Source organism: Alphaproteobacteria bacterium, from assembly GCA_015062495.1.
GTDB lineage: Bacteria > Pseudomonadota > Alphaproteobacteria > Rs-D84 > Rs-D84 > Enterousia.
On sequence record SUUN01000001.1, the window covers coordinates 380633 to 392771 of the forward strand.

The following is a 12139-nucleotide window of genomic DNA, read 5'->3' on the forward strand; positions in this document are numbered from 1 at the left end:
CACGATTATATGCATACGTCAATTAAAAATCCCGCCAGGTGGCGGGGATTTGTTATCGGTTGGTTAGTTGTAATTCTATGCGACGGTTTTTCTGTAATGCGGATGAATCGTTCCCCAATTCGACCGGATGCATATCGCCAAAACCACTGGGGACCAAGCGACGTGGGGACACGCCCGCCGCCGCCAATTCATTGGCAACCGCCGTGGCACGCAATAATGATAATTCTGTGTTATTTTTATATCCAGCAGTTCCGGAAATAACCTGTTTTTTATCGGTATGACCGTCGACACGAATAATCCAGTTGATGTCGGTTGGGATTTTTTCTTCCATATCCTTGATAACATTGGCAATCAGGTGCAACTGCTTTTTCCCATCATTGGATAATTTATACGAACCACTGGGGAATAAAATGTCACTGTTGACGATAAAACGGTCGCCGTCGGTTTGAATTGTCGTGCGGTCGCCCATGGCGATTTTAACCGCCTTGTAAAATTCGGACTGATATTGCGACATGTCTTTTAATTCTGCAACCTTGTCTGCAAGTGCACGGTTCAGGCGCGTTGACATTTCAACATACTGAATTTCCTGGGCACGGGATTTTTCTTCGGCGGCGTCCAGCGCAGTTTGCAATTTGGCCAATTGTTCAGCCAGGTTCAGACGCTGGGTTTCCATCTCGTCCTGGAGTTGTTTGCGTTCCAATTCAAGCGCGGCGGTTTTTTCCTTGTCTAATTTTGCCTGGTTCAACTGGGTATTTAAATCTGCAATTGTTTTTTGCAGGTCGTTGCCCTGGGATTGCAGTTCAAGTACCTTGGCCTCGTACGCGGTGATTAATTCCGTTACACTTAAATCCAGGTCATTTAATTCATTATTTAATTCTGTGTTGGATTGTTCTAAATCCTCTAACTGATTACGCGCCAGGATAAGCAGGCGTTTGGCCTCTATCTCGTCCAGGGACATTTGTTCAATGGTCTGGGCCTGTTCAGCGTTTGTCGCGCGCAACTGGGCAACCGTTTGTGCCCCGTTCGTTTTGTTAAATACACTGGTCGTGGTCCACAAAAACACAAAAACAATCATCAAAAATATCAAGATGATTACCAGGTTTGAAAATAAATCTACAAAGCCTGGCCATGGATTTGTTGATGTACGATAACGAATGTTCATCATGGTGTTACTCTCTCTCTTGTATCTATGGTTCTATATCCCTGAAATTGTTTGTTCCAGTGACTGAACACTTTTGGTCAATTCACGTGTTACCAAATCGATTTTTGGCAGTATCTGTGCGGTCGCATCCGTTGCAGAAACACGTGTGTGCGACGCCAGGTAATCTTCTAGTTCGTGATAAATCATGTTTTGGGCGGTTTGTACCTGTAACCCCAGGAATCCAACAATCAAACTGCCCCCCAGGCCCAGCAGCGAACTGGTAAATGCGGTGGCCATACCCGCCAACGGACGCGACAATCCCGCCTGCATCGACTGTAAAACGGTCTCGTCTGAAAAATTCAAATTACCAATTAATTCCGCAAAACCGCCAACCGTTAAAATTAATCCCCAAAATGTGCCAAGCAATCCCAAAAATATCAGCGTATTTGTTATATAGCGCACCGATTCACGTGAATCTTCGAACCGTAATAAAATCATTTCCATAAAACCATTTAACGTCGATGCAGATATGCGTTTAGGACGCGATGACAGCATTTGCGCAACCGGACGCAACAAGTGCGGTGGCAGTGTCATTCCACGACGACCAGATGTAAACCCGTGCAACCATTTATATTCAGGCAATAATTCGAACATTAACACAAAACACAATCCAATACCAAATAATGACGTGCCGATAATCACCCCGTTCAGCCAGATATTCGCAATGGCAATCGCCATAAAATCCGCCCAGAAATACAACACACCCGCAACCAACAGTGCGGTTATTAATGCCATACGATTAAGTGCGCCGTGAAAGTGTTTTGTCATCTAAACGTTCCCCCGCTTAATCATAGATTAGTAAATTTTAACGAATATTGTCAATAGACTTTATTTGGTTATTTACATATCGCAACATATGGTGGCAATGAACGCGCAGAATCTATTTCACCCGCACCACAATCCAGACAATTAAATCGCCGATTCTGGGAATGCGATTTGTCCAGGGGCACAGATATATTCGCAACCGCGTCCGTGTTTTCTATATACCTAGAATTTGGAAAACCAAAGTAAAATGCACGGGTCGGCCCGACACATTCCGCCACCGCACCGGGATAACAACGCGCGTCGTTCAGGCGTGCAGGATCGGGAACACAGGTTGACACACATGTATCATAGTTGATAACCATACGTTCGCAATCTGTACAGGATGTTTGTGGAACACGCAGTGTCGCACCAATCGCACCATAGACAACCCCAGATGTGATATGTGCACACTTCTTGGTATTAGCCGTACCCGTGGGATCAACAACACATTCCCATTCAAGCGTGTTATAATTTAAACGGGCAACCATTTTTTCAGGGCAACTTTTATCTGGGAACGGGTCAATACATTCCCAAACACTGTCAACCATAACGGCCGCCTGATTGTCAGCGCACAGGGGTTTGCGCGACTCGTCCGCGACACATTCGTATAAATCAGAATCCCATATCATATCACCACCACAGTCCGTTTTGACATTTTGACCAACACACTGCCAACGGCCGAAACGATATGCCTTGGCCGTGCCAACCGGACAAAAGACATCGGGCGCAGGCGCAATATCGTATTCAGTGCCAGCGTCTGGAATTTCATACTGGGTCAAATATACCAATTGACCATCAACCAATTCCATATTCGCAATAATTTCAGATGGAATTTGACGACGCAGGGATGAACCACCAGACATTATCATATTGTCGTCCAACAATCCAAATGTGCCAGCATCTGAGTAGTACGTTTCCAATATTTCCATCATCGCATTATGTTCATTGGAATCCAGGGGGGCGGTCGCAGTAACAATGTAACTGAATGCGGGTTTTTTATTTTTTACAACTTCACAATTGGTTGTTTTTAATTTGCTATCCAGACAGATAAATTTGCTGACTATGCCATTTTGTTCAATACAAATATCGTTAAATTCCGCCCCATTAATTTGGGCGTTGTGCATGGCGGTTGCACACTGGGCAATTGTGCGCAGGTCAGAACGTGATACGGCATATTCTGTGCCATGCTGCGCGACAGTCTGGCTGGGCGAATCCATCAGGTAATAACCAGCCATAAATAATGCAACCAATATCATGATAAAAATATTCATCATTCCCCCTTGCGATTTATAAAAAGTCTAGGTAATATACAAATAAATTGCAACAGGAAATGGATGCGGTCATGAAAAAATTTTTATTACTGTTTGTATTAATTTTAGTGGCAGGATGCGGATTTAAACCAATGTTTTCAGGCCAAGACACAAATATCTATGTCGAACCAATCAGTGGCATTAATGGTATCGAATTGCGAAATGCACTGTGGGCAAAATTTGGCGGACAACGTGGGGCGGACGCAACATATAAATTGACGGTAAAACTGAACACACCAAACACCCAGTACAAGGCCCTGGAACAAACCGGGGATGCCACATGGCAAGAAGTATCTTTGACCGCGACATATGTGTTGACGCACAACGGTGAACAAATCGCCAGTGGAACGGAACGCGCGGCGGAATCTTATACGTTTGTGCGATACCTGGTGGCGTCAAATGCGTCGTATAATAACGCAGTCAAAAATACAATTAATGTTCTGGCCGAGAAAATTGGAACGCGCGCAATTGCAGAAACATACAAGTATGCACACACTGACAAAAATACGGATGCCAAATAATGAAATGGAAAGACGCTGATTTTAAAGGTGGCATCGAAAAAATCCGCGCGGTATTAATTTATGGTCCGGACGCCGGTCAGGTTGATGAATACTGTGATTTGGCCGTCGAAAAATTGGGCATTGAAAAAGATAACTTGTTCGCGTTGGATTCAGATGAACTGCGCGAAAAGCAAGACGCCCTGTTTGCCGAGGCATGCACACCATCTATGTTTGGTGGGCGAAAAATGGTAATTATTTCCAATGCAGGGGATGCATGTGCGAAACAGGTGGCAGACCTGGTTAATCATGGGGGACTGTGTGCAACTGTTATTGTGGCGGCGGGCGATTTGCGCGCGGGGGGCGGATTGCGTGCCATGTTCGAAGGCGCGGATAATATGGCGGCATTGGCGTGCTATACAGATGATGCGCGCACGTTGGCAACACTGATACGGAACGAATTATCGGCGGCGGCGGGAATACAGCAGATTACACCAGATGCAATGGCATATATGACGTCGCACCTGGGGGGGGATCGGGGAATTACGCGTGGTTTTTTGACCAAAATTGCACTGTATGTTGACGACAAACGCATTGTGGAACTGTCTGATGTGGAAAAGTGTTTGCCTGATACAGGCGCGGCAGATATTGACGATTTCTTGTATTCACTGACGGCGGGACATATTCAGCCAACGATGCAGGCGTTGGACAGATTGCTGTACGACAACAAAGAACCAAATATGCTGATACGTATGTTGGTGGGACATTTTAAAAAACTGCAAACTGCGGTTGTTGATGGGCAATTACCACGCCTGTTCTGGAAGGTAGAAGATAAATTCAAACAAGCAATCAAAATTTGGCCAGACGCGGAAATAACCGCTGTGCTGGTGCGGTTAAACGAACTGGAACGCCAATTGCGCACAACGGGCATGCCCGGTGAAATACTGTTGCGCGATTTCGCACTGAAACTGTGTGCGCGGGCGGCAAAATTGGCAATAAAACGAAGGAATTAAATAAAATGTTGGCATCTGTGTACGCACCCAAGGATTTTAAAAGATTGCGCGCGGCGGGCGATGTTGTGGCGCGTTGCTTTGACTTTATTTCACCGCATATTCGGGCGGGGATTTCAACCGGTGAAATTGACCGTATGGTTGCACAATTTCTGAAAGAAAACGGGGCGCGGTCGTCTGACCTGGGATATCAAGGATATCCAAAACATATTTGCACATCCGTTAATGATGTAATTGTTCATGGCATCCCCAGCGATGAAGTAATATTAAAAGATGGCGATATTGTAAACGTTGATCTGACCGCAGAGTATAAGGGATTTCATGGCGACGCATCGCGTATGTTTATGATTGGCAATGTTAGCCCCCAGGCACGTAAATTGGTGCAGGTGTGCCAGGATGCACTGAATGCTGCAATTTCCATCTGTGCGCCGGGTGTACCACTGTCCGAGATTGGCAAAACAATCGAAGAAGTTGTGAATCCGCACGGTTTTTCAATTTCACGCGACTTTGTTGGGCACGGTATTGGCAAAGTTATGCACGACGACCCACAGATTTATCATTTCTATGATAAACGCTGGGACAAGGTTAAGATGGTACCGGGGTTGGTGTTCACAATTGAGCCTATGATTAACACCGGTTCGGCCGAGTGCAAAATTGACGCAGATGGTTGGACGGCACGCACGGTGGATGGCGGATTGTCCGCACAGTGGGAACACACAATCGGAATCACCGAAGATGGTGCAATTATTTTCACAGAAAAGATGATCTGATAAAAACTATGGCAAAGTCAGACGAACTGTTTCATGTGGGTCACCGTGAAAGACTGAAAGAAAAACTGCTGAACGGTCAATTGGCAGACTATGAAAAATTGGAATTATTGCTGACATACGCAATACCACGTCGCGATGTAAAGCCACTGGCGCGCAAACTGATTGCACAATTTAAAAATATATATTATGTGTTGCGTGCACCGGTTGAAGAACTGGTCAAAGTGCCTGGGATTGGTCATAATACAGCCATACTGATTAAATTATTTCATGAACTGGAATTGATATCGTATGAACAACGCGCAGTATCTGGGACATATTTACAAGAAGACAAATTTAGAAATGCATATTGCCGCACTTTGATTTCAAATGCGACTGTTGAAAAATTCTTTGTGCTGTATATGGGCGCAAATATGCAATTGATATATGTGGAAGAACACTCGAACGGGACGATTGATCAAACAGGTGCATATCCACGTGAAATTGCCAAGAAGGCATTGCAACTGAATGCGTTAAGTGTGTTGCTGTTGCATAATCATCCTGTTTCGAATAACAGTCTGTCACTTGACGATTGCACTCTGACCGAACACGTAATCCAGGCATTAGAACCATTGAATATAACGTTGTATGACCACCTGGTATTGGCATCAAATGGCGTTTTACATTCTTATCGCGCGTTACCATGGTTGCAAAAGAAATCGTTAAAGTCGTAAATCTGCGGGCTGGCCAGATGACGTCAGGGGCGCGGCCGAATATGGAACTTCGTGAATGGTCGTATCATCATAGACAGCACCAGAATCATAAATATCAAAATCTTCGTATAAATCATATTCATCACGCGATTTTAATTTTGCATTGCGCGCATCTAACAGACGGTTCATTTCAGACATTGGTACAGATATCGTACGACAGCCACGCGCAAATAAATCATCACCATATATCAGGTTCATCATTGGCCCTGCAATTGATAGCACCCCAAACATAACAATCAAATTACGCAGGTTGGTGAAAAAATCATTTTTTGCGCCACGTATCATTGATATTGCCCAGCCCACAATCATTGTCCCAGTTAATACAGTTATAAACCACCAGGCATAGTTGGCAAAAATCTCGAAACTGCGCAGGATACAGGATGGATCTTCCATATATACAAAATCAGGGTCCACACGAATATTGTGAAACCCGGAATTTGTTAGCAATCGAATTATCGTATCTGCGTTCATATCAATGCGTTATGCGCCCTGCTTTTTTGATGCGGCGGGGGTAAAAAATCCAGGAATAGAGAAATCTTCGTCGTTGGCCGCAATTCCCGCCCAGCCAAATAAATCACCCATCAAGCCATTGTCATCACGTTTGGCCTTTTTAAACGGCAGGATGTTTTTTAATTTCCCAATTTTACCTGCGCCCGATGTTTTTGGGGCGGCGGGAATTTTATCCTGGTTGTCGGCAAATTCAGTTGCCAATTGCGCCAATGTCGCGTCGGCATCGTCGGTTTCAAAAATATCAATTGGGGTTTCATCCACTTCGGCGATTGGCTGAACATCTTCGCGCAGGGGTGTCATACTTTCCAATAATTGTTCCAGCGTCTTTTCCATTTGTGGCACAGGCGCATCGTCCGTTATCATATCGCCAATTGAAACGGGTTCAGCCACATCATCGGTGGAATCGACCGGGGTGGATAATTCGGCATCAATGCTGATATCAGATATTACTGCACCATCCGCCGTATCAATTTCAGGTTCAACAATCGCGTTTACAACTGGTTCTGTGACAGGTTCGGCAACCACAGTGGCAACAGGTTCAGTTACCGGTTCGCGCGTTTCATCACCGGCAGACAATATTGATAAAATTGGAATAACTGGGTCTGGGGTGCTTTCAACCATAGATTCAATGACCGGTTCGGGAATTGGTTCAACCACCGGTTCGATAACTTGTTCGGCCATGACGACAGGTTCAATTGTGGGTTCTGATTCAACCATGGGCATGGCAACAGATTCCACGCTTTCCGGGGCAACAACATCATCAACAACGACCGGTTCGACAACATCGACCATTGGCGCATCCACATTGTCCGCACCCGTTAATGCAGTATCACTGTCCACCGGAACACCAAACAGAATCGTATCATTATCCAGCCCCAGAGCCGCACGCACAGAATCAAAAGCCGCACGAATTTCAGACATTTCAAACACTTCGTTACCGGAAATATAGATTATTTTGGTCTTCATAAATTCATCCCCCACAGTATATGGTCGCATTATATCACATTTTAGGGTTGAACGCATATAAAAAATGTCTTAAACTGAAAATATGGCGGATATAAAACAGCAAATTTTTCAAGAACTGACCCACCTGGAAGAAGCGGCCGCAAAATTACGCGGCACGGCGATTCATGCGGGCAAGCAAACGGATTTAGAGGTGGCAATCCTGACCGAACAGGTGCGCACCCTGCGCGATAAAAATGCGCGCGCAGCCGACGCGATTGATAAATCTTTATCTATACTAAGGAAATTGAAAAAATGAGTGTTGTTTCCATACCAATTGTAAATAAAAACTATCCCATGGGATGTGAAGACGGGCAAGAGGCACGTCTGGTTGAATTGGGCAAAATGGTGGACGCACGCGCGCGACAGATTTTGGATAAGATTGGGCCATTACCGGAAAATGCGCTGTTGGCGACGTTGTGCATCGTCCTTGCAGACGAGGTTAATAACCGCCCTGCCCCAGCCGCGACAGATGCGGATTTAAAGGAAATACTGGCCCGAATTCGCGAAATTAAGCATAAGATTGCACAATAAAATCCCGCAATGTCCACCCACGCAAACATTCGTTTGCGCGGGGCCCGGATGGGGGATTTTTATGAGATATGGACAGGAATATTACGATAAATAAAAGTTTATCTAAGTTTGCCCGTTGGGCAAATTTCGCTAAACTTTTATTTATAGCAGTATAATAAATCACCCACGGTGGTTATCCCGTGGGTGATTTGTTTTATTACAGAAACAAATTATTCTGCGTCTGTTGTTTCAGTGGCCGCTTCGTCGGCGACAGGCGCTTCGACAGCAGGTTCTGCGACAACTTCTTCTTCGACTTCTTCAACCTTTTTTGTGCCGAATGTCAAAGATTTACCCGCAACCAATGCATCGATTTCGTCCTGGGTTTGTGCAACATAAATTTTCACAGGAACGATAACATCTGGGTGCAACGCGATGGTTGTATCGAACGCACCAACAGATTTAATTGGGGCACCCAACATAACCTGGGCGGATTCAACAGATACATTTGCAATTTCTTTCAACATACGTGCAATGTCACGTGTTGATACAGAACCGTACAACTGACCTGTGTCACCAGCCTGGCGAATCATGTGCAGTTTTGCATTCTTGACTGCGTCAACGTTTGCTTCTGCGTCCTTTTTCGCGGCTTCTTGGCGGGCGGTCAATTCGGCCTTTTTCGCTTCGAACAAGGCAACGTTTTCACGTGTGAAACGCATTGCTTTGCCGTTTGGCAACAAATAGTTGCGTGCGAAACCTGTTTTAACTTCGACTGTGTCGCCGATGTTGCCCAATTTTGTGATTTTTTCTGTTAAAATAACTTTCATTTTATCTGTCCTTATATTCTATAAGTTAGGGATTAACCCAAATTGTTACGTACGAATGGCATCAAGCCCAAGTGACGTGCACGTTTGATGGCGGTTGCCAATGCGCGCTGATCCTTCTGGGAAACGCCGCTGATGCGGGATGGCACAATCTTACCACGTTCGGTGATATAGTGTGACAGTGTCTTGATGTCTTTGTAATCGATAACCTTGCCCTTTAATGGGTTTGATTTTTTACGATAAATTGCTGCACGGACTGCCATTATTCTGCCTCCTCGGTATTCTTTTTCATCATGATAGATGGTGTTTTTGCCAGTTCATCAACACGAACATTCAAGAAACGGATAACGTCTTCGTCAATGCGTGAACGACGTTCCAATTCTGTAATCTGGGCACCCGGCAATTCAATGTTCAACATGACATAGTGTGCCTTGCGATTTTTACGAATGATGTATGCCAAATTTTTCAAACCCCAGAATTCTGTGGATTTAACATCACCACCCAGTTCTTTGATGATTTCTGTGAATTTAGCCGCTTTTTCTTTAACCTGCGGTTCGGTCAGGTCCTGACGGAAAACCAAGACGCTTTCATAGTAAGCCATTTTATTTCCTTTGGTCTTATATCAGCCGACGACCCCATGTCGCCAGCAGGAACAGGCCATATTATGGCAATTTATAAACAAAAATCAAGTGTTTTTTATTTGCCGAATTTGCCACTGCGTGGGAAACCAACCGGAACAGTGCGACCCTGGGACGCGCGACGGCCACGCCATGGCGCCCAATCGTCCAACTTGGTCGTGCCACGACCCGTGGTCCAGCCAAATCCGTTCGCTGCATCAAAGAACATAATATCCAAAACATACGTCCGTTCGGCGTTGTATTTTTGCAGTATCACACCCTTGCCACGGGACATTTGCGGAATTTCGTCGGTCCCAAATATCAACAGTTTGTCGTTCGAACCCGACATCGCAACTGTGTCACCCGTCACACGCACACACATGTGCGCAGGATTTTTTGGTTCGGTATTCATAACCTGTTTACCATTCTTGGTCTGGGCAACGCAGCCGTCGCCTGATATGATAAATCCGTTCCCGTGACGCGACACCAACAAATATTTTGCATTAACATCCAAAACAAATGCGTGGACAATTTCTTCGTCGGCGGCAATATCTGCCATCATGCGGACAGATTCGCCAAAGCCACGCGCAGACGGCAATTCGTTCGCGGACAGTGTGAACATCTTGCCCGACGAGCCAAATAAATTGATTTTATCAATCGACATTGCATGGAACGCAGTTTGCAGTTCATCACCTTCTTTGAATTTCAAATCCAGCGCATTTAAATCCAAGTGTCCCTTGGCCGCGCGAATCCAGCCCATTGTTGACAAGATGATGGTCAACGGTTCTTTTTCAATAAATTCGTCTGCGTTGACAACGATTTCTTCGGTCTGTTCCGCCCAGGTTGTACGACGACGGCCCAGTTTTGTCTTTTTATCATATGTCTTTTTAATGTCGTTAAACCATGCCTTTAACTGGTCATTTTGGGCATCGTCACTGGCCAATAAACTTTGCAACTGTTCCTGTTCGGCACGCAGGGCGGCGTCTTCGCGTTTGATTTCCATTTCTTCTAGTTTACGCAGGGAACGCAGGCGGGTGTTTAATATCGCCTCTACCTGAATATCGGTCAGTTTGAATTCGGCAATTAATACCCCCTTGGCATCATCTTCGTTGCGGATGATTTCAATAACACGATCCAGATTCAAATAAACGACCAGCAAACCGCCCAGAATTTCCAGACGACGTGCAATATTGTTCAGACGCCATTTTGTGCGACGCTGCAGAACCAGTTTCTGATGCGCGATAAATTCACGCAACACATCGCCAATCGGCATAACACGTGGCGCGCCATTGGAATCAATCACATTAAAGTTCATGTTGAATCGGTATTCCAAATCCGTCAACGCAAACAGGTGTGCCATCATTTTGTCCGCCGGGATATTACGCGTCTTCGGCGTAATCACAATACGAACGTCGGTTGTTGATTCATCGATGATATCATCAACCAGTGGTAATTTCTTGGAATCAATCAGGCTTGCAATTTGTTCAACCAATTTAGATTTTACAATACCATATGGGATTTCAGATATCACAACATGCCAACCGCCACGTTCCAGGTTTTCAATTTCCCAGCGCGCGCGAATGCGGAATGCACCCTTGCCCGCTTCGTAATTTTTAACAATGGTATCAAAACTGTCAATCAAAACACCACCGGTTGGAAAATCAGGCCCGACCATCTTTTTCATAATTTGGGCGGTCGTCGCGTCCGGTTTATCAACCACCAGGTTCAGGGCATCGCAAACCTCGGCCACGTTATGGGTTGGGATATTCGTTGCCATACCAACCGCAATCCCCATACCGCCGTTCGCCAACAAATTCGGAAATGCGCCCGGCATTACAACCGGTTCCATCGTCGTGCCGTCAAAGTTCGGCATCATGTCAACACTGTCTTCGTCCAGTCCCTCCATAATCAGCATGGCGGCGTCGGTCATTTTAGATTCTGTGTATCGATATGCCGCCTGGGGGTCACCGTCAATGTTACCAAAGTTACCCTGGCCATCAATTAATGGATAGCGTACGGAAAAATCCTGGGCCAGGCGGACCATTGCGTCATAAACAGACGAATCCCCGTGCGGATGATAATGACCCAACACGTCACCCACAACCGTCGCACATTTACGAAACGCGGCGTTGGGGGCCAATTTCTGGCGCAACATGGAATATAAAATACGGCGGTGTACAGGCTTTAACCCGTCGCGAACGTCCGGCAAGGCGCGCGAAACAATCGTACTGACCGCATAAGACAAATAACGTTCAGATAACGCGTCTGATAACTGTTGTGAATCAATGTTTTCAATAATTTCTTTTCCCATAGCATAGGGAATTTAAAACATTTC

The 12139-nt window shown here is 45.5% G+C and carries 15 protein-coding genes; 6 read left to right on the forward strand and 9 right to left on the reverse strand.

Annotation, left to right across the window (positions count from 1 at the left end; all coding sequences use genetic code 11):
* Positions 1–52: 52 nt before the first annotated feature.
* The 3 genes from E7008_01950 to E7008_01960 all read right to left on the reverse strand — a co-directional run bounded on the left by E7008_01950 (position 53) and on the right by E7008_01960 (position 3276).
* Positions 53–1165 (reverse strand): hypothetical protein, encoded by a 1113-nt coding sequence (locus E7008_01950; GenBank protein MBE6456684.1) that lies wholly within the window; start codon positions 1163–1165, stop codon positions 53–55.
* 30 nt (positions 1166–1195) lie between these two features.
* Positions 1196–1969, reverse strand: a complete 774-nt coding sequence (locus E7008_01955; GenBank protein MBE6456685.1) for a hypothetical protein — start codon at positions 1967–1969, stop codon at positions 1196–1198.
* A gap of 68 nt (positions 1970–2037) precedes the next feature.
* Positions 2038–3276: a hypothetical protein gene (locus E7008_01960; GenBank protein MBE6456686.1), complete on the reverse strand. Its 1239-nt coding sequence runs from the start codon at positions 3274–3276 to the stop codon at positions 2038–2040.
* Between the two features lie 47 nt (positions 3277–3323).
* Here E7008_01960 and E7008_01965 point away from each other — a divergent pair, with 47 nt between their 5' ends.
* From E7008_01965 to radC, 4 genes are read left to right on the forward strand one after another with little or no spacing between them, the layout of a single operon-like run.
* Positions 3324–3836 (forward strand): hypothetical protein, encoded by a 513-nt coding sequence (locus E7008_01965; GenBank protein MBE6456687.1) that lies wholly within the window; start codon positions 3324–3326, stop codon positions 3834–3836.
* Positions 3836–4825 (forward strand): DNA polymerase III subunit delta, encoded by a 990-nt coding sequence (gene holA, locus E7008_01970; protein ID MBE6456688.1) that lies wholly within the window; start codon positions 3836–3838, stop codon positions 4823–4825. The genes E7008_01965 and holA overlap by 1 nt, the downstream gene beginning before the upstream one ends.
* Before the next feature lie 5 nt (positions 4826–4830).
* Positions 4831–5592 carry a type I methionyl aminopeptidase gene (gene map, locus E7008_01975; GenBank protein MBE6456689.1) on the forward strand — a complete coding sequence of 254 codons (762 nt, stop codon included), beginning with the start codon at positions 4831–4833 and terminating at the stop codon, positions 5590–5592.
* An 8-nt stretch (positions 5593–5600) separates the two neighbouring features.
* Positions 5601–6302, forward strand: coding sequence for a DNA repair protein RadC (gene radC, locus E7008_01980; GenBank protein ID MBE6456690.1), 702 nt, complete (start codon positions 5601–5603; stop codon positions 6300–6302).
* On the opposite strand, the gene E7008_01985 is transcribed toward radC, so the two are convergent.
* Together E7008_01985 and E7008_01990 are read right to left on the reverse strand one after the other, a co-directional pair.
* Positions 6291–6812, reverse strand: a complete 522-nt coding sequence (locus E7008_01985) for a hypothetical protein (GenBank protein ID MBE6456691.1) — start codon at positions 6810–6812, stop codon at positions 6291–6293. The two genes, radC and E7008_01985, sit on opposite strands and share 12 nt — an antisense overlap.
* 9 nt (positions 6813–6821) lie before the next feature.
* On the reverse strand, positions 6822–7817 hold the full coding sequence (locus tag E7008_01990) for a hypothetical protein (protein ID MBE6456692.1): 996 nt from the start codon (positions 7815–7817) through the stop codon (positions 6822–6824).
* An 82-nt stretch (positions 7818–7899) separates the two neighbouring features.
* Here E7008_01990 and E7008_01995 point away from each other — a divergent pair, with 82 nt between their 5' ends.
* Complete coding sequence (locus E7008_01995) at positions 7900–8112, forward strand: hypothetical protein (protein MBE6456693.1); 213 nt, start codon at positions 7900–7902, stop codon at positions 8110–8112.
* The gene (locus tag E7008_02000) at positions 8109–8387 is read left to right on the forward strand and encodes a cell division protein ZapA (protein MBE6456694.1); all 279 of its coding nucleotides are present in this window, start codon (positions 8109–8111) and stop codon (positions 8385–8387) included. The genes E7008_01995 and E7008_02000 overlap by 4 nt, the downstream gene beginning before the upstream one ends.
* A 209-nt stretch (positions 8388–8596) precedes the next feature.
* Here the strand turns inward: E7008_02000 and E7008_02005 are convergent, their stop codons facing one another.
* The 4 genes from E7008_02005 to parC all read right to left on the reverse strand — a co-directional run bounded on the left by E7008_02005 (position 8597) and on the right by parC (position 12115).
* Positions 8597–9190, reverse strand: a complete 594-nt coding sequence (locus tag E7008_02005) for a 50S ribosomal protein L9 (GenBank protein MBE6456695.1) — start codon at positions 9188–9190, stop codon at positions 8597–8599.
* Positions 9191–9222: 32 nt separating this feature from the next.
* Positions 9223–9450: a 30S ribosomal protein S18 gene (rpsR, locus tag E7008_02010; protein ID MBE6456696.1), complete on the reverse strand. Its 228-nt coding sequence runs from the start codon at positions 9448–9450 to the stop codon at positions 9223–9225.
* Positions 9450–9788 (reverse strand): 30S ribosomal protein S6, encoded by a 339-nt coding sequence (locus E7008_02015; protein MBE6456697.1) that lies wholly within the window; start codon positions 9786–9788, stop codon positions 9450–9452. The genes rpsR and E7008_02015 overlap by 1 nt, the downstream gene beginning before the upstream one ends.
* Positions 9789–9883: 95 nt before the next feature.
* Positions 9884–12115: a DNA topoisomerase IV subunit A gene (gene parC / locus E7008_02020; protein MBE6456698.1), complete on the reverse strand. Its 2232-nt coding sequence runs from the start codon at positions 12113–12115 to the stop codon at positions 9884–9886.
* Positions 12116–12139 lie beyond the last annotated feature (24 nt).

What these genes read in the sequence shown, in the direction of transcription:
- E7008_01950 (MBE6456684.1), bottom strand. Translation starts at nt 1,165, where the DNA reads ATGATGAACATTCGTTATCGTACATCAACAAATCCATGGCCAGGCTTT.
- E7008_01955 (MBE6456685.1), bottom strand. Translation starts at nt 1,969, where the DNA reads ATGACAAAACACTTTCACGGCGCACTTAATCGTATGGCATTAATAACC.
- E7008_01960 (MBE6456686.1), bottom strand. Translation starts at nt 3,276, where the DNA reads ATGAATATTTTTATCATGATATTGGTTGCATTATTTATGGCTGGTTAT.
- holA (MBE6456688.1), top strand. Translation starts at nt 3,836, where the DNA reads ATGAAATGGAAAGACGCTGATTTTAAAGGTGGCATCGAAAAAATCCGC.
- map (MBE6456689.1), top strand. Translation starts at nt 4,831, where the DNA reads ATGTTGGCATCTGTGTACGCACCCAAGGATTTTAAAAGATTGCGCGCG.
- radC (MBE6456690.1), top strand. Translation starts at nt 5,601, where the DNA reads ATGGCAAAGTCAGACGAACTGTTTCATGTGGGTCACCGTGAAAGACTG.
- E7008_01985 (MBE6456691.1), bottom strand. Translation starts at nt 6,812, where the DNA reads ATGAACGCAGATACGATAATTCGATTGCTAACAAATTCCGGGTTTCAC.
- E7008_01990 (MBE6456692.1), bottom strand. Translation starts at nt 7,817, where the DNA reads ATGAAGACCAAAATAATCTATATTTCCGGTAACGAAGTGTTTGAAATG.
- E7008_01995 (MBE6456693.1), top strand. Translation starts at nt 7,900, where the DNA reads ATGGCGGATATAAAACAGCAAATTTTTCAAGAACTGACCCACCTGGAA.
- E7008_02000 (MBE6456694.1), top strand. Translation starts at nt 8,109, where the DNA reads ATGAGTGTTGTTTCCATACCAATTGTAAATAAAAACTATCCCATGGGA.
- E7008_02005 (MBE6456695.1), bottom strand. Translation starts at nt 9,190, where the DNA reads ATGAAAGTTATTTTAACAGAAAAAATCACAAAATTGGGCAACATCGGC.
- rpsR (MBE6456696.1), bottom strand. Translation starts at nt 9,450, where the DNA reads ATGGCAGTCCGTGCAGCAATTTATCGTAAAAAATCAAACCCATTAAAG.
- E7008_02015 (MBE6456697.1), bottom strand. Translation starts at nt 9,788, where the DNA reads ATGGCTTACTATGAAAGCGTCTTGGTTTTCCGTCAGGACCTGACCGAA.
- parC (MBE6456698.1), bottom strand. Translation starts at nt 12,115, where the DNA reads ATGGGAAAAGAAATTATTGAAAACATTGATTCACAACAGTTATCAGAC.